30 protein-coding genes and 1 pseudogene are annotated in these 25,925 nt (G+C 35.4%); 2 read left to right on the top strand and 29 right to left on the bottom strand.

Annotation, left to right across the window (positions count from 1 at the left end):
* From V7138_RS19420 to V7138_RS19305, 24 genes and pseudogenes are all read right to left on the bottom strand, one after another.
* The coding region (locus V7138_RS19420; RefSeq protein WP_335400583.1) for a hypothetical protein at nt 1-310 on the bottom strand (310 nt) is incomplete at its 3' end.
* Nucleotides 311-335: 25 nt separating this feature from the next.
* Entirely contained in the window at nt 336-893 is a 558-nt protein-coding gene (locus V7138_RS19415) for an RNA polymerase sigma factor (RefSeq protein WP_335400581.1), read from the bottom strand.
* A gap of 408 nt (nt 894-1,301) precedes the next feature.
* Nucleotides 1,302-2,462 (bottom strand): acyltransferase family protein, encoded by a 1,161-nt coding sequence (locus V7138_RS19410; protein ID WP_335400580.1) that lies wholly within the window; start codon nt 2,460-2,462, stop codon nt 1,302-1,304.
* 239 nt (nt 2,463-2,701) lie between these two features.
* The gene (locus tag V7138_RS19405; protein ID WP_335400578.1) at nt 2,702-3,169 is read right to left on the bottom strand and encodes a UPF0158 family protein; all 468 of its coding nucleotides are present in this window, start codon (nt 3,167-3,169) and stop codon (nt 2,702-2,704) included.
* A gap of 82 nt (nt 3,170-3,251) precedes the next feature.
* Nucleotides 3,252-3,719 (bottom strand): hypothetical protein, encoded by a 468-nt coding sequence (locus tag V7138_RS19400; RefSeq protein ID WP_335400576.1) that lies wholly within the window; start codon nt 3,717-3,719, stop codon nt 3,252-3,254.
* 182 nt (nt 3,720-3,901) lie between these two features.
* Nucleotides 3,902-4,078, bottom strand: coding sequence for a hypothetical protein (locus V7138_RS19395; protein ID WP_335400574.1), 177 nt, complete (start codon nt 4,076-4,078; stop codon nt 3,902-3,904).
* A 281-nt stretch (nt 4,079-4,359) separates the two neighbouring features.
* Nucleotides 4,360-5,607 carry a DUF4153 domain-containing protein gene (locus V7138_RS19390; RefSeq protein ID WP_335400571.1) on the bottom strand — a complete coding sequence of 416 codons (1,248 nt, stop codon included), beginning with the start codon at nt 5,605-5,607 and terminating at the stop codon, nt 4,360-4,362.
* A 28-nt stretch (nt 5,608-5,635) separates the two neighbouring features.
* A pseudogene (locus V7138_RS19385) lies at nt 5,636-5,820 on the bottom strand (helix-turn-helix domain-containing protein).
* A gap of 417 nt (nt 5,821-6,237) precedes the next feature.
* Nucleotides 6,238-6,678 (bottom strand): SgcJ/EcaC family oxidoreductase, encoded by a 441-nt coding sequence (locus V7138_RS19380; RefSeq protein WP_335400570.1) that lies wholly within the window; start codon nt 6,676-6,678, stop codon nt 6,238-6,240.
* 180 nt (nt 6,679-6,858) lie between these two features.
* Nucleotides 6,859-7,293: an SRPBCC family protein gene (locus V7138_RS19375; RefSeq protein ID WP_335400568.1), complete on the bottom strand. Its 435-nt coding sequence runs from the start codon at nt 7,291-7,293 to the stop codon at nt 6,859-6,861.
* 183 nt (nt 7,294-7,476) lie between these two features.
* The gene (locus V7138_RS19370; protein WP_335400566.1) at nt 7,477-7,722 is read right to left on the bottom strand and encodes a hypothetical protein; all 246 of its coding nucleotides are present in this window, start codon (nt 7,720-7,722) and stop codon (nt 7,477-7,479) included.
* A 390-nt stretch (nt 7,723-8,112) separates the two neighbouring features.
* On the bottom strand, nt 8,113-8,853 hold the full coding sequence (locus V7138_RS19365; RefSeq protein WP_335400564.1) for a class I SAM-dependent methyltransferase: 741 nt from the start codon (nt 8,851-8,853) through the stop codon (nt 8,113-8,115).
* A 365-nt stretch (nt 8,854-9,218) separates the two neighbouring features.
* Nucleotides 9,219-9,833 carry a DJ-1/PfpI family protein gene (locus V7138_RS19360; protein ID WP_335400562.1) on the bottom strand — a complete coding sequence of 205 codons (615 nt, stop codon included), beginning with the start codon at nt 9,831-9,833 and terminating at the stop codon, nt 9,219-9,221.
* Between the two features lie 352 nt (nt 9,834-10,185).
* Nucleotides 10,186-10,614 (bottom strand): RND transporter, encoded by a 429-nt coding sequence (locus V7138_RS19355; RefSeq protein ID WP_335400560.1) that lies wholly within the window; start codon nt 10,612-10,614, stop codon nt 10,186-10,188.
* 159 nt (nt 10,615-10,773) lie between these two features.
* Nucleotides 10,774-11,154: a hypothetical protein gene (locus V7138_RS19350; RefSeq protein WP_335400558.1), complete on the bottom strand. Its 381-nt coding sequence runs from the start codon at nt 11,152-11,154 to the stop codon at nt 10,774-10,776.
* Nucleotides 11,155-11,312: 158 nt separating this feature from the next.
* On the bottom strand, nt 11,313-11,756 hold the full coding sequence (locus tag V7138_RS19345; RefSeq protein ID WP_335400556.1) for a WapI family immunity protein: 444 nt from the start codon (nt 11,754-11,756) through the stop codon (nt 11,313-11,315).
* Between the two features lie 135 nt (nt 11,757-11,891).
* A complete protein-coding gene (locus V7138_RS19340) occupies nt 11,892-12,137 on the bottom strand; it encodes a hypothetical protein (protein WP_335400554.1) in 246 nt (81 codons plus the stop codon).
* Between the two features lie 153 nt (nt 12,138-12,290).
* Nucleotides 12,291-12,557: a hypothetical protein gene (locus V7138_RS19335; RefSeq protein ID WP_335400552.1), complete on the bottom strand. Its 267-nt coding sequence runs from the start codon at nt 12,555-12,557 to the stop codon at nt 12,291-12,293.
* Nucleotides 12,558-12,789: 232 nt separating this feature from the next.
* Entirely contained in the window at nt 12,790-13,896 is a 1,107-nt protein-coding gene (locus V7138_RS19330; RefSeq protein ID WP_335400549.1) for a glycosyl hydrolase family 18 protein, read from the bottom strand.
* Nucleotides 13,897-14,041: 145 nt separating this feature from the next.
* Nucleotides 14,042-14,311 (bottom strand): DUF2750 domain-containing protein, encoded by a 270-nt coding sequence (locus tag V7138_RS19325; protein ID WP_335400623.1) that lies wholly within the window; start codon nt 14,309-14,311, stop codon nt 14,042-14,044.
* 431 nt (nt 14,312-14,742) lie between these two features.
* Nucleotides 14,743-14,964 (bottom strand): YneF family protein, encoded by a 222-nt coding sequence (locus tag V7138_RS19320; RefSeq protein ID WP_335400622.1) that lies wholly within the window; start codon nt 14,962-14,964, stop codon nt 14,743-14,745.
* A gap of 90 nt (nt 14,965-15,054) precedes the next feature.
* On the bottom strand, nt 15,055-15,495 hold the full coding sequence (gene sirA / locus V7138_RS19315) for a sporulation inhibitor of replication protein SirA (RefSeq protein WP_335400547.1): 441 nt from the start codon (nt 15,493-15,495) through the stop codon (nt 15,055-15,057).
* Nucleotides 15,496-15,648: 153 nt separating this feature from the next.
* Nucleotides 15,649-17,652, bottom strand: a complete 2,004-nt coding sequence (gene tkt, locus V7138_RS19310; protein WP_335400544.1) for a transketolase — start codon at nt 17,650-17,652, stop codon at nt 15,649-15,651.
* An 86-nt stretch (nt 17,653-17,738) separates the two neighbouring features.
* Entirely contained in the window at nt 17,739-17,969 is a 231-nt protein-coding gene (locus V7138_RS19305) for a DUF896 domain-containing protein (protein WP_335400541.1), read from the bottom strand.
* Between the two features lie 410 nt (nt 17,970-18,379).
* Between V7138_RS19305 and lexA the strand changes: the two genes are divergently transcribed.
* Nucleotides 18,380-19,006: a transcriptional repressor LexA gene (gene lexA, locus V7138_RS19300; protein ID WP_335400539.1), complete on the top strand. Its 627-nt coding sequence runs from the start codon at nt 18,380-18,382 to the stop codon at nt 19,004-19,006.
* A 231-nt stretch (nt 19,007-19,237) separates the two neighbouring features.
* Nucleotides 19,238-20,092, top strand: a complete 855-nt coding sequence (locus tag V7138_RS19295) for a manganese catalase family protein (RefSeq protein WP_335400536.1) — start codon at nt 19,238-19,240, stop codon at nt 20,090-20,092.
* 106 nt (nt 20,093-20,198) lie between these two features.
* On the opposite strand, the gene glnA is transcribed toward V7138_RS19295, so the two are convergent.
* The 5 genes from glnA to spoVK all read right to left on the bottom strand — a co-directional run bounded on the left by glnA (nt 20,199) and on the right by spoVK (nt 25,692).
* Nucleotides 20,199-21,533, bottom strand: a complete 1,335-nt coding sequence (glnA, locus tag V7138_RS19290; RefSeq protein ID WP_335400533.1) for a type I glutamate--ammonia ligase — start codon at nt 21,531-21,533, stop codon at nt 20,199-20,201.
* 53 nt (nt 21,534-21,586) lie between these two features.
* Entirely contained in the window at nt 21,587-21,988 is a 402-nt protein-coding gene (locus tag V7138_RS19285; protein ID WP_335400530.1) for a MerR family transcriptional regulator, read from the bottom strand.
* A 106-nt stretch (nt 21,989-22,094) separates the two neighbouring features.
* Nucleotides 22,095-23,375 (bottom strand): aminotransferase class I/II-fold pyridoxal phosphate-dependent enzyme, encoded by a 1,281-nt coding sequence (locus tag V7138_RS19280; RefSeq protein ID WP_335400527.1) that lies wholly within the window; start codon nt 23,373-23,375, stop codon nt 22,095-22,097.
* Nucleotides 23,376-23,388: 13 nt separating this feature from the next.
* On the bottom strand, nt 23,389-24,654 hold the full coding sequence (gene hflX / locus V7138_RS19275; RefSeq protein ID WP_335400524.1) for a GTPase HflX: 1,266 nt from the start codon (nt 24,652-24,654) through the stop codon (nt 23,389-23,391).
* A 111-nt stretch (nt 24,655-24,765) separates the two neighbouring features.
* Nucleotides 24,766-25,692: a stage V sporulation protein K gene (spoVK, locus tag V7138_RS19270; protein WP_335400620.1), complete on the bottom strand. Its 927-nt coding sequence runs from the start codon at nt 25,690-25,692 to the stop codon at nt 24,766-24,768.
* Between the last annotated feature and the right edge of the window lie 233 nt (nt 25,693-25,925).

The following is a 25,925-nucleotide window of genomic DNA, read 5'->3' as shown; positions in this document are numbered from 1 at the left end:
TTACAATAAGAAGTAAATGTTCAAAAAAGAAAGATAGAACTAAACCAATAATTAGACCAAAAATAATATGAATTAAAAATGCTTTTTTATATCTTTGTTTGCCGTTTAAATTCTTAGTTAGATAATCAGATAAGACAGATACTGGTGAGCCAATAAGAAGTATAAATGGAGCCGCAGCAACAAGCAGAACACCAAGAGCAGCATATAAATTATAATTATCAAAGCCATCCATCATTGCAAAAAAAAGGTTAAGAAATAATCCAGTTAAAAGAGTGGTTAAAACAAATCCTATAAATTTCCTTAATAACATCAAAGCCCCCCAATATAAAACAAATTCAATACTGCTTTTTTTCTAGGTTCTCTTTTAACAAACGTCTGCCCCTAAAAATTCTATTTTTAATAGTACCAATATCTTCATTCAATATTTTGCAAATTTCCTTATAAGTGTGATGTTTATAATGATAAAGAATAATTGGTTTCCTATAGTGCGTAGGTAATAAATGAACAGCTTGCAAAAGAATATCCTTTTCAAAGTTCTGTAAAGCCTCAAATTCTGCCGACTCAGAGCTTAATAGATTTATTTCATTAAGATTTTCGGTTGGAATAACATTTTTGATTTTTTGACTTCGAAGATAATCAATACACTGATTACCAGTAATCTTATAAAGCCAGGACCTTATAGTTGATCTCTTTTCAAACGTATTAATATATAAGAAAGCTTTTAAATACACTTCTTGCATTATGTCATCAACTAATATCCAATCCCTCACATACTTATAAGCTAAAAAGCGTAATTCAGGATCGTATTTAAAAATTAAATTTTCTAGTTCTTTTTCATACAATGGTTGAGAAGTAATAAGGTGTTCACTATTTACTTGTGATTCTTCTGTCATATCGCTCACCGCTTTATTCAACACTTAAAGTTCATACTACTGTAAATTAATACTAGCATATTTTGGTAATTTTATGGAAAGGAAATTTCAAGTACGTTTAAAAAGTGGTACAATTTAAAAATTTCACTTTTCCTTTACAGCCGGAGCTACTAATATGTATTTAGCACTTAGAAAATGCCGTTAAAGGCAATATCTTTAACGAATATAAGAAAGCCTAAAATACGCAAGCATTGAATAAAACCCTGCATATTTAGGCTAATTATTTTGTTTCTTATTGTGCTAATGCACCCTTTAGTTGAACAAGAACCATATTATTTTATGATACATCATTATTCAGCTAAGACAAAAGCATGCATTAATGCTGGCTTTTCCCCTTTTCACATTTCATTTATTTAAATATTATATCTTTCACATCATTTTTTTGAGGTATGGTATCTTTCGCCATACAAAATGACTTAGCAAAAAACTTAGAATAATTCCTAAAAATGTCGTTATAAGAAATTTAGTCCAGACTGATATTGGTAGGTCATTCAATGTATATTGAAGGAAGACAACTACTGGGACATGGATGAAATAAACAACAAATACATTGTTTGATAACATCTTAGACCAACGATTAGTGCCGTTAATTTTTTCTCTAAATAATATTAGAAGACCGATTACAAGCGAAATACACAGTAACGTCTCAATTAATGATCGAGCCAACGAACCGAAGTTTTGCCCCCCTTTTAAAAGAAAAGGATCTACCGTATTTCCTCCAGAATACAAAATGGTTACTATTAATACTCCAATACTAAGCCAGATGTATCCTGCTCTCGCACTCAAAGTTAAAAACCATTTGCGATGATAGGCCATAATGCCTAAACAAAAAAAACTCACATACTGTGGTACATGTGCAAATTCTGTTTGAATTAATCCTAAAAAAGCTGTCCAATGATCAATAGGAAACCATATCCTTGTAATAAAAGTCACTAAACTAACTACCAACCACAGGGAGAGAATCTGATAAAACTTAATGTTTCCATCAAATATATTTGTGGATTTCCTAAATGTAAAGAAGGTCCAGACTGAAAACACAACCGCATACACAAGTAAATGCTCTAAAAACCATAAATGGCCAAATTGCATATCAGGCCATGATGGACCAGACCAATTCGTGGGTTCATTACCAAGTCCAAAAAATATATTAACATAGTATGAAAAAAATGAGATGGGTTCATAATCTCTGAAATTAATGTAATATAAATACATCAGAATAGGAATTATCACTAGAAATCCCAGTAGCAATGGAATACCAATTCTAATAAGCCGTTCTTTTAAAAACCGTTTCGGCCCTTTTCTCGCAATTGATTGAGGGAGAAAATAGGCTGATAAAAAGAAAAACATACTCATAAAAAATGCTGCATTTACAGAGAAAAACCTGCCCAACCAGTTGATAGATTCATCATCCAAAAAATACCACCAACCACCTGGTCCATAGGCTTGTCCAGCATGGTGAGCTACTACAAGCATAATTAAAGCTATTTTTATATTATCGATGAAATATAAATGATCACTCTCTTTTTTCACCTTTAAAACTCCTTTCCCATTAAAAGTTATACTTTAAATAATAGTAACGTATATTTCACCATTATTGGAAAAAGATTGCATTTATGGTTAATAATCTCTTATTCTTGATCGATCATTTTTTTGCATTATTGTCCTTCTGTGATATAGATAATAAGCTAATTCCTACTTCTACTAACCTGACCTTTAGTTCAATAATAAAAGGTGATTACCATTTATTTTAGTAATCACCTCCTGTTACTCTATTCAATAAAGTCTATTTTATTTTCCCGGCACCATTCAATCGCAATTTGTTTATAACACTCGTCTCGGTATGAATACCATTGGTATTCTAATCCATAATCTATAATTTTGTCCTTAAATCTTCTAAAGGCACCCTTTCCCTTAATTGCCTTAAATAAAGAATCCTGCTTTCGTTGATCACTCACTGTTAGGCAAAAGTTTTCTATTATCTCATATTCATTCACATCATATTTAGTAGGTAAATCTATATAATTTTCAAAGTTTTCCACCACATCAATTGCCAGCATTCTATTTTCACGTTCCCATTCGGGTAAATGATCAAATGGTTGTTCGTCCTCAGCAGCTCTCAGGTCATCCGAGGTCACTATCACTATTTCACCCGTTTTAATATTTAGTAAGGAACGTGATTCTTCAAACTGTATTTCCATTTCCTCAATAATATCTTTTAGTTTGACTTGTATACTCATAATTAGATCACCTTTTGATATTTTTTATTAAAGCACCCTTTAGTTGAACAGAAAATTTATTATTTATTCACATCAAATGCTATTAATCTAAAATAGACTCTATAGAAAATTCTATAATAGGGTATTGTGGATTTTCATAACTATCATTTAAACTCTTTAGTTTTTTTTCACCTTCTGTTAAATCTTCTGAGTCAGCACGGTGTTCCAAGTCATCAATAAAATTTTTATTTTTGATAAACACGCCATACCAATCTTCTCCATCCTTATCAGTCATCTCTATAGCTACTCCATTATACTCTTCTTTAAGACTTTCAAATGAATCAGCTATAGATTGCTTAGCATCTTCTTCCCCTGAACCTTCCGTTACAAAGTTCAATTGAACGAACCTTTTATTTTCAATTCTATCAACCACTTTAAAAGAGGGCACGTTTTCTCCATCAACACCCAACTCCTCATAAATTGATGTTCCACAAGCAGTTAAGAATAACAAACCAATCAAAGAAACAAAAAATCCAGAATATCTAAATTGAATAATAATCAATCCTTTCATATATTATTGTCTCATTAACTTCAACAAAAATATGCGAGAATCCTTCTTGGACTATCGCACCCTTTAGCTTAAGTAAATATTTCACAAAATCTAAAAACAAGTTTACCTTTAGGTATTTTTTTATGCTCCTTTTTTAAGTTTTAAGTCTACTAAAATTATGATATTTTATAATTGCGATTGATTTATTCCGATTGTTGTTTTCTTTTTATGGTAGTGGCGACAGTCAGCACAACTATCATCATTACATTAATTACAATTAGCCCGACTATTGCTGATGAGAAGCTATTCGTCGCATCGTGAATCCAGCCAAGAATAAGGGGGCCAGTTGCACCGATCACATAGCCTGCTGATTGAGTCATGGCCGACCAAGCAGCCGGCTCCTGCGGATTGTCGGTGGCATCGAAAGGCAGTAGTGATTTTCATGAAGTCCTTTTTCGTTGGGGCACATGAAACTGGACATATTTTAAAGAATCCAGTTTCAACAATATATTATGTCTTCTAGTTTGAATATCCTCTTTTTAACTTTAGTAATGAAATAAGCCAAAACTATTCAACTCTGTATAAAAAGCTCCATAATATTGGCTCTAAAGATTTTATATGTTATAGAAGATTAGCTTTTCGTTACATTAACAGAGCCTTTCTAATTAAAAATTATAGGAAAAGTAAATGTAACGAAGGCTGCCCAAAGTCCATAGACCGGCAAATACTTAGTGACGGCATCTTGGATAGTTGAAGGTCCGGATTTGTTTTGTAGAAAACGCAAATAGGAGAGCATAATCCAAATTAAATTTGCCCAGATAAGTATGTTTACTCCTAAAACAGCAAGTCTATTAGGCGTAATCCCATAAGTAGAAAGTCTGAACACGATGGCAGACAAAGCCGAACTGTCAATGATAAGCGCAAGAACAATTAAGGCAAGATTTATATAATCTGATATGTTCTTTTTCTCGTCTGAATCGCTCTCGATAATGGAAAATATGGTAACGGCCAATACACCAAGGAGTATTCCGTTGAAGGCTATCAGGAAATTGCGGTCCAAGAATGGATTTTTCCCGACCCATATAACCGTTATAAGATAGACCAACAATGTGACCAAGACAAGAGGACTAAAAATTTTAGTTATATATGGTGTAATATTCTTAGCAAGTTTAAGATTCATTGATACCAGGTATGCAGCCACAATAGCGAGAGCGGCTGCACCAAATATAACGACATTACTAAAATAGAAGTCTTCTATATCCAAGCCAACAAAGCTAAATAACTGCATAGTTAATGCTGCTAGTACCATTCCGCTAACTGCCATACTGGCGTAGAGAATACAATATTCCAAATTAAATTTAATATAGGCTAATCTTGTACTGCCTTTTGAATATTCATTTCCTGTAAATGCAAGCCCTACCAATACCCATAAGAATATGGGAAGGTGTAAATAAGCAAGGATAATACTGTCTTTATAATTTAATGGCAGCATATTAAGATAAAACCCGGAAATTAGGAACAACGCTGCAAGGGAATAAATAACACTTTTTTTCGGAGTATTATTGTAAACAAAATAGGCAGCAATAAAGGGAATTATACCAAAAGCCAGGTTAATTGGAGCAATTGCTTCCTGTTCGACAAAATGGAAAATGATCCTGGTGCTTATCCCGGACAGAATGGCTAAAATGCCAATGAATAAGAAACCTTTTTGAAGCAAGGAAGATTTTTCTGTATTTGCCGTCTCCTTGAAATGCAATCTTTCATGCCAAACACCAAGAACCTGAGAATCAGGATTTTGTTCCCATGCATGTGAGAATGACTTTTTAAAACCTTTCGGGTCTTTTCTATACATTCTCTCCAGCTCATGAGGGTTAGCAATATTTTCAATAATCAAATTGTTAATGTCCATAATTATACCTCCCCTAATAATTGTTATATTAAGTTTCCTCCAAAATGTTTAACTGTCTTTTTTTGTATTCTAAAATATCTCCAGGATGACATTCTAAAGCCTTACAAATTGCCTCTAAAGTGGATAATCGAATCGCTTTTGCCTTTCCATTTTCAATATAGAAAGGTTCGCCATTGTTATTCGAACCTTCTCCGAAAGTTTTGTTACGCTCATTTTCTTTTTTGCTACCCACAGAGCAAGAACTGGGACTCCTAAAAGAATAACAGCTATTTTTATAAATAACGTTGTTACTCTTTCTATAAAAAGCACCTCACTTATTTATTCTGATTTTGATTTTAATATATATTTTATTGTTTTTCAATAAATTTTTATTAATTTGAATAACATTTTTATTGCAGTTTTTTGTTTTAAGCAAAAAAAAGCATTCCTCATTCAAAGAAATGCTCTATAACTATAAACCATTAAATTTATAACTTGTACAGCTAACCTGTCCTATTAGCTGAATAACGGGTGCATTATCTCTCTTAAAGTAATGCACCCGTTACTTTAAGTATATTTCTTCACAGACTTACTTTTGGCATTAGCTTAAAGCTGAGTAAAATGATCCCGTTTATACATAACATTTTGCAATTAAAGCAATTGCCTTAGTTCTTCTGTCATTTGTTCAACTAACTCTGGTCTTCCATGAAACTGAGCTGGAGTGTTCTGGTACAACTTGATTTTCCAATTACCTTCATCTTCTTGAACTACGAGCGTGTGGAGTGTATTTACACTCGGATTGATGTCAAATTGTCCTGGAGGTACCATACCTACAATAGCTCGCAAAATAGCAATTTTATCAGACAGAAATTTAACACTTTTAACTTTACTTACAAATCGTGCAGTACGGTGGTGTTTAAAGATAGGCTCTAAGTGAGCGAATATCTCAGCCCTTCCAATTGACTGACTGCCATCGAAACCAATTTGTTCTCCATCTTCAGCGAATAGATCCGCCATTCCATGAGCGCTTTGTTTGTTCCAAGCCTCCAATAAGTCTTGGTAGATAGAAATTATTTTGTTCTCATTTTTCATGTTTATTCCAAGCTCCTTTGTCGTTCACTCTCTTTTTATTTTAAATCTTTTGTTTACTAAAACAAACCTGCAATATAGTTAAATAACAAAAGGATTGCCGCCGCAATCCCATCTTATAGGAGATACCCTGTTTGTTCATCAAGAATTTCACAAAAAAAAGAGCCAATTGGCTCCTAGTTTTCATTTAACAAGCCCGGTTCTCAATGCATTAACGTCAAATTCTAAATATGCCTTCAAACTAGTCAACATAAAGACCCATCCTTCTTTATTATCTAAAATTTGACTTATGAAATCAGCGTCATTTTCGTTAAACCCTTCCTCATTGATTTCAACAATGGTACTACATTCATCTAACTCATTCAGAGTAATGGTAACAATATGCCCCTCTCCATTTGCACCCCATTGAAACACAATTTCACTATTTAGCTCAATTTCTTTTACTTCTATAAGAACTTCAGCATTATATTCATAATATCTCAATGTAATTATCTTTCCTTGCTCCCATCTTTCAGAACTGGTGGAGAACCAGAAGTTCCCAATTTTTGCAGGGTCAACAAAGGCTTCAAACACTTCATTTACAGGCTTAGATATTTTCATTTTTGTTAGGTTGTTCATATTAAAGTCCTCTTTCATACATATTTTTTGTCTTATTATGTGATTTTTATTTTAAATTATCAAGTGTTATTTTTTTGATTCTTGTTGCACTAGCCTGCTCCGTTAGTACAATTACTTCTACAAAAAAGGCACTTCCCCTCCTTTAAGGAAAGCACCATTAAGTGGAATATATAGATGGAAAACCTAGCCAGCAATTCCTCTTGCTAACACTAGGAAAAATACAAAAACCAAGACTCCTCCATTTAAAAAACCACCCACTATTCCTGACAACCACTTCATTGATAGCACCTCAAATACAATACCCAATAGCGAAAGTGTCCCTAGAATGATAATAGCCATCAACAAATTCGTATTAGGTCCTCTTAAAATTAAAAATGAAATAATACTGGCAATAACCATTAGAAAAGAAAAAAATCCTAACTTATTCATCTCATCCCCCCTATAATTTACTTTCAATTATTACTTTAAAGTCTTCCGGTTCGCCCAGAAGGCCGACTAACTAGCCAAAGTAAGGAACAAATTAATATCCCTAAAAACAAGAATATTCTTCCCATTAAAAATCCCCCTTTACGATTTGACGTGAAATATTATTAAACGTTACTCGCTTTTAAACTAACCTGCATTCGTTAGTACAATTACTTCTACAAAAAAAGGTACTTCTCCTTCTTTAAGGATGGCACCCGTTACTTTAAGTACATTCTTTCACAATCTAGTGTACGGAGTAAACATTCTGAAGTTCTGTTTACTCGCACAAAAAAAGGTCGTCAAAAGACGAACCTTTCTATTCAACTTTTCCAAAAGCAACTTGTCTGTTGTAATTTATTTGTTAGCTATTATCAGGAACCTTTTGGAATTTGTTCGAATTCCCTTTTCGTTTCGATTGTTTTCGATGAAATCACTCAGAATACCAAAGTCGTTCTCTCCGTGACCAAAATCAGGAATGATTGGTGTATGTTTGAGTAAGAATATTAGATCCTCTGGTCTTTGATAGTAATCAATAGCATCATATTCAAAAGATTGAACTTCAGTAAAACCCGCTTCTTTCAGTTCTTTTATATATCTTTCTTTTAACGCCCCATCGACTTTTCCAGAATTTTGTCCCCGTCCAAAAGCTGTCTTCAAATTTAATTTGTCATCTTCGCTCACTTGCTGCGTTAAAAAAATTCCGCCGCTTTTTAATACCTTGGCTATTTCGGTTGAAACAAACGGTGCGTGGCAACTTGAGATGACATCAAAAAAACCAGCAGGGAATTGTAAATTATCAGAAGACATTTGGGAAAACCGAACGTTTAACACCTCTGAATTTTTAAGATTGGATTGAGCCGTTTCCATCATTCCGCTTGATAAATCAATTCCAACCAGGAAAAGCAATGAAGAAGCGATTCTTAATACATTTTCTCCTCCGCCAGTGCCAACGTCCAAGAGAATATCTGAACTTTTGCACCTCTTCGTTACTTCTTCGTAAAAATCCCACTTAACACCTTCGGTTGTGACTTGTAATTTACTAAAATCCCAGCCATTTATTTTTCCGACCTTATCATAAAATTCTAATTCATTCATTTATATGAACCTACCTTTCAAATGTAAAAATGCAAAGAAACATCACAGTGACTTGGCTACATAATTAGAATGACTAACCTACACTGTTCCAAGTTCTAGTTTCCGAAAAAAGGGCAGACTCCTCCCTTTATAGCTGGTACGTGTTTTTTTCAACCCGAAAACTAATTACTTCGAACAATACGGAAAGACATTCCACTCACCCCATTTGAAAGAATACTTTTATTATAAAACGCAAGAAAAAATTGTAAAAATAAAATTATAATTATTAAACTAAACTGCCCCGTTAGNNCTTCTTGGATCATCGCACCTGTTTGTTCATTAAGAAAATGATTTCTTTTTCTTATTAAATTCCTCATATTTCCAACTTAATCTAATTCAATTGTATGAGCAGTTCGTTTAGCTGTCTCTTCGTCAAATAATTTGCTAACTACATGCAATGCCATCTGAATTCCTGCGGATATACCCGCTGAAGTGATAATATTTCCTTCATCTACATACTTTACTCCTCTAATAACTTCTACTTCTGGGAAACTTCTTTCTAACAAATTTAAGGCTACCCGATTTGTAGTCGCTTTTTTTCCGTTAAGAATTCCAGCTTGGCCTAAGAAAAATGCTCCAGTACACACAGATGCTACTATCTTGTCTTTATAGTTTTCAATCCAAGTTATTATTTCTTTATTACTCTCTACTAATTTTAATGCCTTTAACGGACCTCCAGGAACAATGATGATGTCAAATGTTGGTGCATCAGAAAAACTGTAATCAGGCTTTACTTTTAACCCGTTATGTGCAGTTATTTGCTTTCCATCTTTAGAAACTGTACTTACCATAAAAGGTTTATCTTCTAAATTGTTAGAGAAGAGTTTTTTTACATCGTTATCATTATAAGTAGTTAAGTTAAAAACTTCATAAGGTCCAGTGAAATCTAAAACATCAACATAATCAAATAGTAGTATACCTACATTATATTTATTGCGCATTTATTAACCTCCTTTAAGTAAACTATACCCCCCCACCGTATGAAAAGCAATTATAAATATTTCTTATTAAACAAAACTGTACCTTTAGTAAAATAACTTCAACAAAAATATGCGAAAATCCTTCTTGGATCATCGCACCCGTTAGCCATCCATGAATCGCAAAAATCAGCTCTTCACCACAGAGATTGAAAATATCCTAAGATGTCTATAATGGTTCTTAACACAGTTTATCAATCTATAGATTAATGAGTAGCAGCTCTCTTTTTTTTACGAATTAGGAGGGTCTTCTTTGATGTTGTCTCTTTTTGTAATTAGAGAAGTTTATTTTCATGGTAGTTGAAGATCTAGCCAGTTAAATTTTATTGGTCTTGCGACTTTCAAGAACATTGAGAACTGAGTAAGATACTATTAAGATTACCCCAATTAGGAATGCAATAAAAAAACCAAACATCCCTAGAAAACCGACCCATCCAATCGTGAATGTAAGGAAAAATAGTTCATAACAAAAACCGGCTATTATTATTGCAATAGGTACGTTAAAAGGAAATAATCGTTTCCAACCTAAAGCTAAAAAAGAAGAAATTAAAAGTATAGCAACTGAAATGATTGTGTGTAAAAAGCCCCAACGGAATTCCGCACGAGACTGTCCTTCATCACCTAAAGTAGTGTGTGTTGTACTATTTAAGTCATATAACGTAATCACTGTAGTAACAACACCCACCAATACAATGATTGTGAAAATTACCCAGTTTATCATTTTAAAATTATTTTTATTTTTCATTTTACTTACCCCCTAAAAAAATAATCTCCTACTTGTATTTCTATATTCTTGTTTTAAACCCCTTCTTCAAGTAACCTGCCCCGTTAGCACAATAACTTCTACAAAAAAGGATGCTTCTCCTTCTTTAAGGAAAGCACCCGTTTGTGAAAGAACGCAAGGTTATTCAAATGGTAACTGAAGTTCCACGTTGTACATTATATCTTCACTAAAATCCCAATATAGACCTTCTACATCTAAATTCATAACTTTTTTATAATAGCCCATTTTAAATAGCGTTTCTCCATCATTATTAAAATGCACTTCATAGTCAGGTGACTCAAAGTCCATAGATGCTGTTGAGGATGTTCTGGCATTAACTAACTCTTTTACAAGTTCTTCAATAAATTCTTTTTCATCAATAGTGGTGACCAGTTCATCACTGCCCCATTCATACACCTCGATACTTTTAACATCATCACTTAGGCTTAGGGTATTGTTTTGGCACCCTATTAAGAAAAAAGAAAATAACAAGAGTACAGAAACCAATTTTATTTTTGCCATTAAACTTGCCTCCTTTACTTAAATGGACGTTATGGATTATTGTAAAGTTTCAAGTTCTTATTAAACTATCCTGCTCCGTTAGTACAACAAGAAAAAGCTGCCCATACGACAGCTCTGATATTCAAATCTTGCACCCCGTTAGCACAATAAGGAATAACTTATTTTTTACCTTTTAAGTCGCCATAATGGTCAACAATACTATTCAACTGGCGTAATGTTGAGGCTAAATAACTTTGTTCACTTTCAAACTCATAATGTAGAATATTCTCTTGGTGTGCCACTTCCTGAAAATATCCTTGAATGTTTATCTGACCAAACCTATTAAAATTAAGTTCGATTTTCAGATTATCATCCGATTCTGAAAAGGTAACACTACCTTTTAATTCGCTATAACATTTCTGCAACTGAATGAAGAACTGATATACCTGACCAGTGGAAAACCATATTTCAGCATCTTTAACAAAATAATTTCCACTCTTTATGTCGATTTTGCCTTTAACATCATAACCGCCCAAATAACTTGTTTCATTAGGATAACCATACACTTCGTTTAATTCAATTTGTATAAACCCCTGGTTACCAGCAATTTTAAACTCATTCACTTTTATCACTCATTTCATTCAGAAGCACTAATTTAAGGATACCAAAATAGCCCAAAGCATAACAGTTCCTTCTTCCACTAACCTGCCCGTTACTTGAATAAGAAGGAATAGGCTGCACTCCATCTTGAAGTAAATCTACCCGCTAGTTGAAGATATGCTCCAATTCTTTGCCAGAATAAAGTATATTCCAAAAATAAACATGATAATTGGAATGATATAACTTAATGAATATATCCAAGGTATGTTATATGATACTGTAGTAACCCCAGTGTTCCAATCTATCATTTCTTCCCTAATCTTATAACGGTCATAAAGCATATTCATAATTTGGTAAGTTAGTAAAGCTTGAACAATAAGAAATATCCCTAATGCACGTTTCATCAATTCCACCTCCCAAAAACCACTTTGCATATAATATTTACATAAAAACGGAACCCTACCTCTACTAAACTGCCTCGTTAGTTGAGTAACTTCAACAAAAAGGTACATTAATCCTTTTTGGATTAACACACCATCGAAATTTGGTACAAGCTTTTAACCTTCTCTTTTTCTAAATTTAATACATACTAATGCAATTGAAATTATTAAAGCTACTATGCTTGATATAAAAAAACCAATTGAATACAAAGGTATATTTTCTTCTCGAACCCTGTCATTTATTTCAAGACCTAAAAAATATATTCCAGTACCTGCCCCATCAACATTTGTTCCAAGAGACCATAAATCTATGCCGTTTTTAAACAATAAAATAGTAAACACCATAAGGATAAGAGCAACAATCCAACGACTACTATAATTCATCTGAACTTCCTCTCTTATTAGATTTATGAAAAGTTTACCACAAAATACCAAAATGTTGTATATAGTTTATTAAACTAAACTGCCCCGTTAGCTAAATAAGAAAAAGCCACCAAGAATTTTTGGCAGCTAGATCTTCGATTCTTGCCCTCGTTAGGTCGAATTGAAACTTCTCAATTCCATCTGAAACATTCCTTGATTCAAACCCATATTTAGGATAGGGATGGCAATTTCATCACTTTTTTACTTTAATTTTCTCGGGTATGGTTGTCCAGTACATTGGGTCTTCTAAGCCAAGTCGCCAAATCCCGATTCCCCGTAAGTTATATTTCTCTACAAGGTCTAGCTTAAACCGCAGACTATGGCTATTCTCAAACCAGACCTGATGGCTACGTTGTTCTTGATCAACGTAACTGAAATGAGGTGTTTGCGAATTGGAGTCCCATATTACTTCAGCTTTATATTTATTTTTCTGATCCATTATCTGTTCATAGGAGCTATACACGGCTTTGTTTGCTGTTGTATCCCAGTCCCATCCATAACCTGCGATACCGAGTAAAATTTTTGATGGTGATACTCCCTGGTTCAAAGCATAACGAATCGTTGCTTCTGTCCAATCAACTGATGCTGTTGCTCCTGGTGGTGTTCTTGGGTTATGTTCATCGTATGTCATAATCATTAACCCATCAGAATATTGTCCAAGTTTTTCGTAATCAAACCACGGTGACCAGGGATTAGCACGGGCATCACCTGTGTTTGCCGGGACTGAAACCGTAACTTCTTTTCCATCACGATGCAGAGCATCAGACAATTTTTCAATCAGCAGACTAAAGGAATCTCGGTCAGTCAAATTCAAATTTTCCATGTCGATATTAATACCGTCATAATTAAACTGTGTTATTTCATTGCGTAGGTTCTGAATGAAAACATTCCGGTTTTTATCGTTATTAAGTACATCACTCGCTACCTGCTTGCCTCTCTCCACAGTTTCATAGAAGAGATTATGTACAACCATATATACCTTCAGGTTTTTATCATGTGCACTTTGAGTGACATTTCTTTTATGATCTGATGTAACGGTTTCTATAAGATTGCCTGGACGTTTTTCATCAAGCTTATACCAAAAAGGTGCAATGATGCTTAAACGGGCGAATTCCGAGTCAACTGTAGGCTGAGACCCCGGTAACGGTCCTTCCTGTTCTGTGTAGAAACCTAAAACTTCACGAGGAGTTTTCTCATTATTGTGTTCATCTTTTCTTTGTAACTGACTACACGATGTCATAAGTAATAAGGCCAAACTTAAAGAAATGACGGTGATTGACCGATAACAATTCTTCACCATAATACACCTTCTTCTAATTTGTATATTACTTATGTTTATAAGAAAAGTTTAATCTTATTCACGAATTTACCTTCCCTCCTTAAAGGATTTCGGGAAGAAGAATGCAATTTTGAAATAAAGCACCCTTTAGTTGAAGAAGACTATACTATTTTCCCGATGTTTCCTCCAATTCTTTAAATAATTCATAAGGTTCTACTTCTAATCCAATTAACTTCGCATTCCAGTTAACCCCAACTAACAAGCCATCTTGATTCATTCCGTATAGCCAATTATTCATAAATTCTTCTAAAGATAAAGATGTCGGCTCATAGTGCGACCATTCTTCAACTGCACATTGTCGTGCATATGCTTCATCTGACCAAAAAAGCATAACCTCTGTATTTTCATATTCGTTCGATTCACACACACCACCCATCTTCACTTTTTAATCCCCAAACCGTCTTACTATCTGACACTCTTCTTATAAAGTTTTCATATCGTCTTTTAGAATTTATAGTCAAGTCAAACTCCATCACTAATCTCCTTTACATATTAGATACATCTAATAATTCCTCTTTTCTTTATTAAATATTCTTTTAATCTTTTGTATTCTTGCTTTTTGTTCTTGATAGTCGTTTCAGAAAAATTTTTACTAATACAGTGATACAAATATTCCTCTAACACATCTTCTAACAACACAAAAAACCACTCCATTCTGGTTAATTTTTCATCAGAATAAAGTGGTTTTTGATTGTAAAACGTAAGTTACACTTATGTTTTGAGGTAAGATACACTAAACTATACTTTTTAATATATCATCTTCCTCAACGTAGTAGTTGGATGCAACTTAGCTCGTCCAACTTTCTATTACTTGTCCATTTGACCGTTCATAGCTTTTAGCATTTGATTGATTTTCTTCTGAGATGGTTTCATACCCATTTGCATCATCATCACTTTTAGCATTTGCTCATTGATTGGTGGATTTTTCTTTAAGTAATTCATCATGTATTTACGTGCAATAAAAAATCCTAATGCAGCGCCGCCAAGTAAAGCTACCACGATTAGTAAGATAGCTAACCATATTTGCATCATACAAAAACTTCCTCCTTCATGTTGTCTCATTACAGTGTACTAAACCAATAGCTATTATACAATATTTGTTTTATGTTTTCCTAGCCTTTATACAAACTTTCTTTCCTTAATTGGATTTAACCACCCATATTTATTGGCCGAAAAATCCATCGCTAGAAAACACCGATCATATTTACGTAGGATTTCAAAAAAGGCCGTTTCCGCCTCAAAGCTTCCAGTCGATTGTAGATGGATGTAATCATTATGTATGGTTAGTTTTGCGTAGCTATTAAATTCATTCCATTCTAAAATGTGGATATGACTCTCACGTTGGTAATAGGAATAATGAGCAAGGCTTGATTCTATTTTTTGTTGGATGCGTAAAGTTGGAATGGACCTCGTAATAAATTCGATTTGTTTATATAAAATTTGTTTACGCTCTTGCTTAGATTGGTTATATTCTAAGAACAAATGATAGATTAGTGATTCACGCCCAAAGTAATGAGTGGCAAATTCTTCTTCTATTAAATATATGTAATACTCTCTCATCCTCTTTCCTCCTAACACTATCAAATATGCATTATTTAATAGTATATTCGAAAGAGTATGTAATTTTTGTCTGAAACCGGAGTAAGAATCGTCTAGTTTTGTCGAAATCGATATTTTAATGGAAAAGGGGGCCGAATCCGACCCCTTTATTGATTATTGAAGCAATTGCTTTACTCGATTCACAACATTTTCGACTGAGAACCCGTATTCTTTCATTACAATTTCACCTGGTGCAGAAGCCCCAAATTCGTGAATACCGAGGATATCTCCTTCATCTCCAGTATATCTCTCCCATCCAAGTGGAGTAGCCATTTCAATCGCTAAACGCTTCTTCACATGTTTAGGAATCACAGACTCTTTATATTCGGTTGATTGTGCCTCGAAACGGTCCCATGATGGCATACTTACTACAGATACCTCAATATTTTCGGTAGCGAGTTGTTTTTGTGCTTCTACGGCAAGACTTACTTCAGAACCTGTTGCTAAAATTAGAGCTGCCGGTTGTCTAGATTTTGCAGGTGAAACCACATATGCGCCTTTTTGTACTCCTTCATACGCTTTTTCTGCTGTTCCTTCTAGAGTGGGTAGGTTCTGTCTTGTTAAAATAAGGGCAGTCGGAACATCTTTTGATTCAATAGCTGTTCTCCATGCAGCCGCGGTTTCATTGCCATCCGCTGGCCTTATCACAGATAAGTTTGGCATTGCTCTTAATGCTGGTAATTGCTCAACTGGTTCATGTGTTGGACCATCTTCACCAACTGCAATACTGTCATGTGTAAATACATATGTGACTGGTATTTTCATTAATGCAGCAAGCCTAATCGCTGGTCGTAAATAATCGGAGAATACAAAGAATGTTCCACCGAATACTTTAAGACCGCCATGGAGAGCCATACCGTTTAAGGCTGCACCCATAGCAAATTCACGAACCCCAAACCAAATATTTCGTCCACTATAATCATTAGGCATAAAATCAGCAGAACCATTAATCATCGTTTTATTTGATCCTGCCAAATCAGCAGAACCACCAAAGAATTGTGGCACACTCTTTGCAATTGCATTTAATGTTTCACCAGATGATGCTCGTGTTGCAAGCTTCTTACCTACCTCATAGACTGGCAACGTTTTTTCCCAACCTTCAGGGAGCCTGCAATCAATCGCCATTTCTAGTTGTTTTCCTAGCTCTGGATTGCCTTCTTTATATTGATTAAACAGCTGGTTCCATTCTTGTTCACTTTGTTCACCGGCCTTTTTCACGGTTTCCTCAAAATGAGCATAAACCTCGCTTGGAACATGAAAATCATTTTCAAAAGTCCAATTATACGCTTCTTTTGTAAGTTTTAATTCATCCGCGCCAAGTGGTTCACCATGTGCTTTTGATTTTCCTGCACGATTCGGAGAACCATAACCAATAGTTGTGCGAACCTCAATAAGTGTAGGACGGTTTAAATCTCCTTTTGCTTCCTCAATTGCTTTATCAATCGCATCAACATCATTCCCATCCTCTACACGTAGATACTGCCAGCCATAAGCTTTGTATCTTTGTTCAATGGATTCCGAGAACGCTTGGTCAAGGTCACCATCGAGAGATATATCATTTGAATCATATAAAACGATTAAACGCCCTAATCTTAAGTGCCCCGCTAGTGATGATGCTTCACCCGAAACACCCTCCATCAAGTCACCGTCTCCACAAATGGCGTATGTATAATGGTTTACAATCTCTAATGAGTCTTTATTGTAGACACCCGCTAAATGGCGTTCGGCCATTGCCATTCCGACGGCCATTGCGATACCTTGTCCGAGTGGACCTGTTGTTGCATCGACACCTGCAGTATGACCATATTCGGGATGTCCAGGAGTCTTGCTTCCCCATTGCCGAAATTGCTTTAAGTCATCAATCGTTAAGTCATATCCAGATAAGTGAAGCATACTGTACAATAATGCCGATCCATGCCCCGCTGATAGAACGAAGCGATCGCGGTTAAACCAATTCGGATTTTTCGGATTGTGCCTCATATGTCGGGTCCACAAAGTATACGTCATTGGGGCTGCCCCCATTGGCATCCCTGGGTGTCCTGAATTAGCCTTTTCAACTGCATCAATCGAAAGTGTTCGGATCGATGCTATCGACAAGTCAGTAATTGAATGTGTCATAAACAAAACATCCTTTCAAAAGATAGTCGGTTCTTATGTAGTATGCACAAAAAGAAAAGAATACATAGAAGTCTATGTATTCTTTATTAATGCAATCTTTTCCGTTTACTCTCTTTTAATTTTTCAGGGGTTACATCATTTCCCTCTGGATCTACCACTGTTACGGAATGTAATGTATTTGTCATTGAACTTCTAAAAACACGTAAATACTCTTGTCTTAGCTCTTGTTGTTCTTCTTTTTCTTTATCTGAAAGACCAACTGACTTTGCTTTTTTTGCAAGAGCATTGATCCGATTAAGTTTATCTTTTGAAAGCATAATATTTCTCCTTGTATCATCTTTTCTAAATCATAGTTCATAGTACTAGATGAAAAGATTTTTTACAAGTATTCCACTTTCCTTCATTTAACTTGCAGTGATAAAAACCATTCCCATACTTAATAAAACAAATAATACATAATAGATGAATCCGCCTTGTAATTTTTTAAACATGTCATTTCCACTCCTATACAGAATGTTTGTTCGTATTTGTTGTTTTTATTATATATCGAACAAATGTTTTGTGTCAACAACAATTCGAACTTATGTTTGTATAATCTACTAAAACATGCTATACTCTACTTAACAAATTCGGTATTTGTCGAACACAAAAGCCAAATAACCGAACATAATGAAGAATGAGAATTAGATACATATAAAAAAATAAAAAAGCAAGGGGATGAGCGTAGATGACAACAAAGCTTTCAAAACGACAGCAGGACATATTGAATTACATTAAACAGGAAGTAAAAGATAAGGGCTACCCACCTTCAGTAAGAGAAATTGGAGAGGCTGTGGGGCTAGCTTCCAGCTCTACAGTCCATGGGCATTTATCTAGACTTGAAAGCAAAGGATTAATCAGAAGAGACCCGACAAAGCCTCGTGCAATTGAAATTTTACAAGTAGATACAAATGATACAATCCCAACAGCTAATGTTATCAATGTTCCGGTTATCGGTAAGGTTACAGCAGGTCAACCAATCACTGCAGTTGAAAATATTGAGGAGTATTTTCCATTACCTGATCGTTTTGCTGCCCACGATGACCAAATCTTTATGCTTGAAATTATGGGTGATAGTATGATTGAAGCTGGAATCCTTGATGGGGACTATGTCATTGTTAGACAACAGCATGCAGCAAACAACGGGGATATTGTTGTGGCAATGACAGAAGAAGATGAAGCAACTGTAAAGCGTTTCTTTAAAGAAAAAGATCATATTCGCCTCCAGCCAGAAAACTCAATGCTTGAACCGATTATTTTAAAGAATGTATCTATTCTAGGTAAAGTCATCGGTGTATATCGTGCGATTCATTAATAAGTTAAAGGACCATTTCTTTTTGAAGTGGTCCTTTTTATGTAGAAGATTCTCGTAGGTTCAAGTAAGTTATTTACCTACTTTATGTATAATACAAGCCACGAATTGCAACTCCTAATGAACTTTTACCATAGGACTATACCTTTAATTTTCAAAGTTGCTATTTTAGAATAATCTAGTGATGGAAGGGTAATATACGGAGGAATTCAAAAAAGGAGGGTAAATCCATACATGTACTTTTATCGTGAAGACTTGATTAATATTATTGTCCCCGATAAGCCTGATCCATCTGCAGCCAAAGTTTTACAAGAAACCTTGGGGGGAAGATTTGGTGAAATGCGGACGATGATGCAGTTCTTTTTCCAAAGTTCAAACTTCCGCGGAAACCAAAAACAGTACCGTGATTTAATAAGAGGTGTGTTTCTAGAAGAAATTAGTCATGTCGAGCTAGTTCAAACTACTATCAATCAACTCCTAAATGGCGCAGGGGAAAATGCAGTGGGTTCCGAAGGTGCGACTGGTGCACCGCTTGAAGAAGCAATCAAACATGCAAATCCGCATCACTTTATTATGGGAGCACAATCTTCATTGCCAGTAGACGCTGCGGGTAATCCTTGGAATGGAAACTATGTATACAGCCATGGCAACTTAATAAGCGATTTATTAGATAATCTTGTCTTAGAATCTACAGGTGTTCTTCAAAAATCACGGATATATGAGATGAGTTCAAATAAAACCTTTAGAGAAACACTAGCTTTCTTAATTGTAAGAGATAATGCCCATCAAAATGCGTTTGCAAAAGCATTAGAGACTCTTGGTGTAGATTGGGCAAAAATTTTCCCGGTGCCAAACTATGATATTAATAAATATCCAGAGTGCCGTAAATATGTTGAAATGGGATTTCATAATGCACAATTTAATTTTAGATTGGATGACACTTTAATTGGTCAGATATTTCAAGGGGAGTCTCCAAGCCGTAATGATGGTACTCTTCAAGTTGTACCACCACCACAGGGATATCCTATACCAGAAATGCCGGAGATGCCTAACGAACATAGTCCTGGTTTACATGATTTAAATGAATAAAACTAATTCGAAGTGTAATTAACCAGGTTAACTAACTAACCTGGCTTTTTTGTATTTCCGAGCAACAAAAACCCTCAACATCAATAGTGTCAAGGGTTCATCTCTATTAATACATCGTCATATATTGCTCACGTTCCCAAGGGTGCACTTGTGTACGGAACATATCCCATTCAATCTCTTTCGCTTCGATAAAGTGTTCGAACAGATGTCCGCCTAGAGCATTAATTAACACTTCATCCTGTTTTAACTTTTCTAATGCCAGTGCTAAAGTTGGTGGTAAATCCACAATTCCTGCTTCATTACGCTCCTCTGCGTTCATGACATAAATATTTCTGTCAACAGGTGCCGGTGGTGTAAGTTTGTTCTTAATACCATCTAAGCCAGCTGCTAATAATACAGCCATTGCCATATAAGGATTTGCAGATGGGTCGACGGAACGGACTTCAACACGCGTGCTTAGCCCACGAGAAGCTGGGATACGAACAAGCGGACTTCTATTTTGAGCTGACCAAGCCACATAACAAGGTGCTTCATAACCAGGTACTAAGCGTTTATATGAGTTTACTGTTGGATTTGTAACAGCTGTAAAATTAGGTGCATGTTTTAAAATACCGGCAATAAAGTGTCTTGCGTTATCACTTAATTGAAGGTCGGCATTCGGTTCAAAAAATGCATTTTCATTACCTTTAAATAATGAAAGGTTACAGTGCATTCCTGAACCAGCTACACCAAACAATGGCTTTGGCATAAACGTTGCGTGTAATCCGTGCTTGCGGGCAATGGTTTTAACAACGAGTTTAAATGTTTGAATTTCATCACAAGCTGTAAGAGCATCTTCATATTTAAAATCAATCTCATGCTGACCAGGTGCTACCTCATGGTGAGACGCTTCAATTTCAAAGCCCATTTCCTCAAGCTCCAGGACGATATCACGACGGCAGTTTTCACCGAGGTCGGTTGGGGCTAAATCGAAGTATCCTCCATTATCATTTAGCTCAAGCGTAGGTTCACCTTTTTGATCTAATTTGAATAAGAAAAATTCAGGTTCAGGTCCGAGGTTGAAATTTGTAAATCCTAGCTCTTCCATTTCTCTTAAGACTCTCTTTAAGTTATTGCGCGGGTCACCCTCAAATGGCGTACCATCTGCATTATGGATATCACAAATTAAACGAGCAACCTTCCCTTTTTCAGCAGTCCATGGGAATACGACCCAGGTATCTAAATCAGGGAATAGGTACATATCTGATTCTTCGATACGTACAAAGCCTTCAATTGAAGAGCCATCAAACATCATTTTATTACTTAATGCTTTTTCTAATTGACTTACAGGAATTTCAACATTTTTAATTGTTCCAAGAATGTCTGTGAATTGTAAACGTATAAATTTTACATTCTCTTCATTTGCTAAACGAAAAATATCATCTTTCGTATATTTGGACATTAAGTTTTCCTCCCCAAACCTTGTTGTAAGTATAGTTAGTTACATATTCATCCTTAATGAAAAAATCTCGACATATCATTATGATGAGGACCTGATTGCTTTTTAAATCTTCCTGCTTGAAGCAATTCATTTCTCAGCAATCTTCTCAACTCAGAATTAGATATTTCATGTTTCACAGGCTCAACAGGTTTTTCTTCAACGATTGGTTGTTGTTTTTGAACTGCGAAAATTTGTTTAATTCCTGCGAGATTAACTTTTTGTTCGATCAAGCTTTTGATTTCAAGTAATCGATCAACGTCATTAAACGAATAGAGTCTTCGATTTGTTTCAGTTCTTGCAGGAGAAATCAGCCCATTTTCCTCATAATAACGGATTTGTCGGGCAGATAATTCAGTTAATTGCATAACAATTCCTATCGGAAAGAGTGGCATAGAACGTCGAATCTCATCACTCATATGGGAGCCTCCTTTGCAAAGAATAAGTTGATTTTAAATGATGTTAGATATTCTGTCAAGTTCATGTTAGATATTCTGACATGGAAATTAATAAAAAACAGAGGGATTAATCCTCTGTTTTTATGGATATTAGTTGTTTTGAAAGTAATTGATTTAAAGCTAAACAAATAGCTATTTTTACATGTGAATAAGTTAGACCACCTTGTACATATGCAACAAACGGTGGACGAGTGGGTCCGTCCGCTGTTAGTTCGATGCTTGCACCTTGAATAAATGTCCCTGCAGCCATGATGACATCATCCTCATACCCGGGCATATAGCTTGGATATGGCGTTACATGGGAGTTAATTGGTGATGCGAACTGGATAGCCTGACAAAATGCAACCATCCTATCCTTGTCATCAAATTGAACAGATTGAATTAAATCGGTACGTTCACTATCCCAGCTTGGCTCTGTTTTCAGGCCGACTTTTTCTAAAATAGCTGATGTAAATACAGCTCCTTTTAATGCTTGTCCAACAATATGTGGAGAAAGAAACAACCCTTGATACATTTCCTGAAGTGTATAAAGAGATGCTCCGGCCTCTGCTCCGATTCCTGGAGATGTCATACGGTATGAGCAAGCCTCAACAAGTTCTTTCTTCCCAACTAAATAGCCGCCTGTTTTTGCAAGTCCGCCTCCTGGGTTTTTAATCAGTGAACCTGCAATTAGGTCGGCCCCTACATGACAAGGCTCTTGTCGCTCGACAAATTCACCATAGCAATTATCAACAAAAACGACAACATCAGGTTTGATTTCCTTCACAAATTCAATCATTTCTTTTATTTCAGCAATGGTGAAGGATGGTCTTGTTGCATATCCTTTTGATCGTTGGATGCCAATCATTTTTGTATTTTTATTAATAGCATTTTTAATAGCTACATAATCTGGTCGTCCTTCAGCTGTTAAATCGACCGTGTTATAGCCTATATGAAATTCCTTTAATGACCCATTCCCTGAACCACGAATCCCCACAATTTCTTCTAATGTATCATATGGATTCCCAGTAATATAAAGTAATTCATCATTTGGACGCAATACTCCAAAGAGTGCGATTGAGATTGCATGTGTCCCAGAAATAATTTGTTGGCGGACTAGTGCAGCCTCCCCTCCGAAAAGGTCGGCGTAAACTGCTTCAAGTGTATCTCGTCCAATATCGTCATACCCATATCCTGTTGATGGTATAAAATGAGAATCACTCACTCGATTGTTTTGAAAGCTTTTCAGTACTCGATACTGATTATAATCAATATTTTTTTCAATCATTGTATGTACTTCTTTGATCTGTTCTTCTGTTTCATCAACTAATTCTGAAATTAGTTTACCATAATCTAATTCTGTAAACATGATGTTTTCCCCTTTATGAATAAAAATCCCTAAGTTGTCCTATTAAAGAATGACTAGGAAAAATAAAACCTGTGCAATCATATTTTTCCGAATCTTCATTGTAACGCAGTTCTTTTAAGATCGTTTCTTGTTTCAAATGAGCTAATATTCTACCTTCCGAGCTAGGTAGTGACACCTTGTATTCTTCCATCTCCTCCACCATGGATTCCTCCACCTTTGTTTTAATCACCACTAAATCATTTTCATCAAACGCACTAACTAAAACGGATTTCGAAGTTGATGACGGCACAAAATCAGGGTGGACTTTATCTTTTTTATTGTAAAGCGTTAAGATAGGAATCGATTCTACCCCTAATTCATCCAAAAGCTTTAGCACTGTTTTTTCATGATTAAAATAATCCGGATTTGAAGAATCAACGACATGGACAATTAAATCTGCTTCCTTTACTTCCTCTAACGTAGAACGGAATGCAGCGATCAAGGATGTTGGCAAGTCTTGAATAAACCCAACAGTATCAGTTAAAAGAGTGGTTAGTCCACATGGAAGAATCATCTTACGAGTCATCGGGTCAAGCGTTGCAAACAATAAGTTCTCTTCAAACGAATCTGCCTCAGTCAATCGATTAAATAAAGTTGATTTTCCGGCATTTGTATACCCTACCAATGCGATTTGATATGTATTGTTTTTCTTTCTCCGTTCACGATAGCGTTCGCGGTGCTGTACAATGACTGATAGTTGATTTTTAATGTCATCGATTCGCTTATGAATATGTCGTCTGTCTGTCTCAAGCTTGGTTTCACCGGGCCCCCTGGTCCCAATTCCTCCTCCAAGTCTAGATAACTCAATCCCTTTACCTGTTAGACGTGGTAACAGGTATTGAAGTTGTGCTAATTCGACCTGTAATTTTCCCTCTTTAGAATTCGCTCTTGAAGCAAATATATCAAGAATGAGTTGTGTTCGGTCAATCACTCTTGCTTCGAGCTTGGAAGATAAATTCCTCACCTGGCTAGGTGATAATTCGTCATTAAAAATAATGACGTCTGGTTCTAATTCTTCTGAGAGCTGAAGAAGTTCCTCTACTTTTCCTTTCCCAATATAAGTTGCTGGATGGACACGTTCCCGCTTCTGGGTCACTGTCATGATAACCTGACCCTTTGCTGTTTTAGTCAATGATTGCAATTCTTCAAGGGAATATTGAAACCTGTTTTCGTCTTCGGTTTGAGTCTGACATCCTACGAGTATGGCTTTTTCTAATTCTTTCTTATGTTCGTTCGCCAATCAATTTACCTACTTTCATGAATGGTCTTTTTCCTTTAGTTATCATATCAAATTTATTGAAACTACACCAATCTGAGACGAAAAAACCGCCTAGTTGAATAGGCGGTACGGTTATTCTTTAAAAATTAAATCTTGTGTTCTGATTGTTTGAAGCTCCTGTTTACTGTAAGTATCATCAATTAATAATCTCATCGCTTGCGTACGTATTGATTTTTCAATCACGTTCCGGACGTAACGACCATTGCTAAAGGAACCTGGGTAAGAGTCTATTTTAACAGCAAGTAAATGTTCACGTAATTTTCGCTCTGCCTCAGGACTAAAATTATATTCACGTTCAGCCATCATTTTTGCTGAGATTTCCATCAATTGATCGACTGTATAATCTGGAAAATCAACAACAATTGGAAACCGTGAATATAATCCCGGATTCAATGAGAGAAAGTGTTCCATTTCTTTTGAATACCCAGCTAAAATTAAGACAAATTCGTGTTGCTTATCCTCCATATGCTTCACTAATGTATCAATTGCTTCTTTACCAAAATCCTTTTCTCCACCTCTAGCCAATGAATAAGCTTCATCAATAAATAATATACCGCCAATTGCCTTTTTAATTAAATCTCTTGTTTTTTGTGCAGTATGACCAATGTATTCCCCGACAAGATCCGCTCTTTCCGCTTCAATCAGATGCCCTTTTGAAAGAACATTCATTTGTAAAAATAATTTTCCAAGTAAGCGGGCGACCGTGGTCTTACCTGTACCAGGATTTCCCTTAAACATCATGTGCAGCGCTTGCTTTCCTACCTTTAGCCCTTGTTCTTCACGTTTTTTATTAATATAAATCCATGCATAGATTTCTTTAACCATCTTCTTCATTTCATCCATACCAACAAGAGCACTCATTTCTTCCTCTATTTCTTTAAGAGCCGCATGTTTCGTTTGGATTTTCTCTGAAATAGCTTCCTTTGACGTTGAATGCAGTACCTTTAATTTCTTTTTTTCACCATTCAAAACCACATTTATTTGTCCATTATTTTTCATTGTAATTGGTTGATCCAAGAGCTCTCACCTCTCATTTTGTGTACATTATACGTTGTTGGGTTCATTTCGTGACAAAAGCCCAAGGAAAAATCAAAAGTGCAAGCGCATTTAAGCGGAACATCGACTAAATACTGCCACGTCCTGTGGCAAACGTCGATGTCAGCACATCCTCGAAAATGCTTTGCATTTTCTTCGTGCGATGATTATGCTGACGAAGCATTCCTTGTCCTGTG

It is taken from the genome of Bacillus sp. JJ1533 (assembly GCF_036965045.1).
GTDB lineage: Bacteria > Bacillota > Bacilli > Bacillales > Bacillaceae_L > Ferdinandcohnia.
This window is presented reverse-complemented; position numbering and strand designations above follow the sequence as displayed.

Excerpts from the sequence above, each read along its gene's own strand:
- V7138_RS19415 (WP_335400581.1), bottom strand. The coding sequence starts at position 893 with ATGACAGAAGAATCACAAGTAAATAGTGAACACCTTATTACTTCTCAA.
- V7138_RS19405 (WP_335400578.1), bottom strand. The coding sequence starts at position 3,169 with ATGAGTATACAAGTCAAACTAAAAGATATTATTGAGGAAATGGAAATA.
- V7138_RS19400 (WP_335400576.1), bottom strand. The coding sequence starts at position 3,719 with ATGAAAGGATTGATTATTATTCAATTTAGATATTCTGGATTTTTTGTT.
- V7138_RS19395 (WP_335400574.1), bottom strand. The coding sequence starts at position 4,078 with ATGACTCAATCAGCAGGCTATGTGATCGGTGCAACTGGCCCCCTTATT.
- V7138_RS19390 (WP_335400571.1), bottom strand. The coding sequence starts at position 5,607 with ATGGACATTAACAATTTGATTATTGAAAATATTGCTAACCCTCATGAG.
- V7138_RS19380 (WP_335400570.1), bottom strand. The coding sequence starts at position 6,678 with ATGAAAAATGAGAACAAAATAATTTCTATCTACCAAGACTTATTGGAG.
- V7138_RS19375 (WP_335400568.1), bottom strand. The coding sequence starts at position 7,293 with ATGAACAACCTAACAAAAATGAAAATATCTAAGCCTGTAAATGAAGTG.
- V7138_RS19370 (WP_335400566.1), bottom strand. The coding sequence starts at position 7,722 with ATGAATAAGTTAGGATTTTTTTCTTTTCTAATGGTTATTGCCAGTATT.
- V7138_RS19365 (WP_335400564.1), bottom strand. The coding sequence starts at position 8,853 with ATGAATGAATTAGAATTTTATGATAAGGTCGGAAAAATAAATGGCTGG.
- V7138_RS19360 (WP_335400562.1), bottom strand. The coding sequence starts at position 9,833 with ATGCGCAATAAATATAATGTAGGTATACTACTATTTGATTATGTTGAT.
- V7138_RS19355 (WP_335400560.1), bottom strand. The coding sequence starts at position 10,614 with ATGAAAAATAAAAATAATTTTAAAATGATAAACTGGGTAATTTTCACA.
- V7138_RS19350 (WP_335400558.1), bottom strand. The coding sequence starts at position 11,154 with ATGGCAAAAATAAAATTGGTTTCTGTACTCTTGTTATTTTCTTTTTTC.
- V7138_RS19340 (WP_335400554.1), bottom strand. The coding sequence starts at position 12,137 with ATGAAACGTGCATTAGGGATATTTCTTATTGTTCAAGCTTTACTAACT.
- V7138_RS19335 (WP_335400552.1), bottom strand. The coding sequence starts at position 12,557 with ATGAATTATAGTAGTCGTTGGATTGTTGCTCTTATCCTTATGGTGTTT.
- V7138_RS19330 (WP_335400549.1), bottom strand. The coding sequence starts at position 13,896 with ATGGTGAAGAATTGTTATCGGTCAATCACCGTCATTTCTTTAAGTTTG.
- V7138_RS19325 (WP_335400623.1), bottom strand. The coding sequence starts at position 14,311 with ATGGGTGGTGTGTGTGAATCGAACGAATATGAAAATACAGAGGTTATG.
- V7138_RS19320 (WP_335400622.1), bottom strand. The coding sequence starts at position 14,964 with ATGCAAATATGGTTAGCTATCTTACTAATCGTGGTAGCTTTACTTGGC.
- sirA (WP_335400547.1), bottom strand. The coding sequence starts at position 15,495 with ATGAGAGAGTATTACATATATTTAATAGAAGAAGAATTTGCCACTCAT.
- tkt (WP_335400544.1), bottom strand. The coding sequence starts at position 17,652 with ATGACACATTCAATTACTGACTTGTCGATAGCATCGATCCGAACACTT.
- V7138_RS19305 (WP_335400541.1), bottom strand. The coding sequence starts at position 17,969 with ATGCTTTCAAAAGATAAACTTAATCGGATCAATGCTCTTGCAAAAAAA.
- lexA (WP_335400539.1), top strand. The coding sequence starts at position 18,380 with ATGACAACAAAGCTTTCAAAACGACAGCAGGACATATTGAATTACATT.
- V7138_RS19295 (WP_335400536.1), top strand. The coding sequence starts at position 19,238 with ATGTACTTTTATCGTGAAGACTTGATTAATATTATTGTCCCCGATAAG.
- glnA (WP_335400533.1), bottom strand. The coding sequence starts at position 21,533 with ATGTCCAAATATACGAAAGATGATATTTTTCGTTTAGCAAATGAAGAG.
- V7138_RS19285 (WP_335400530.1), bottom strand. The coding sequence starts at position 21,988 with ATGAGTGATGAGATTCGACGTTCTATGCCACTCTTTCCGATAGGAATT.
- V7138_RS19280 (WP_335400527.1), bottom strand. The coding sequence starts at position 23,375 with ATGTTTACAGAATTAGATTATGGTAAACTAATTTCAGAATTAGTTGAT.
- spoVK (WP_335400620.1), bottom strand. The coding sequence starts at position 25,692 with ATGAAAAATAATGGACAAATAAATGTGGTTTTGAATGGTGAAAAAAAG.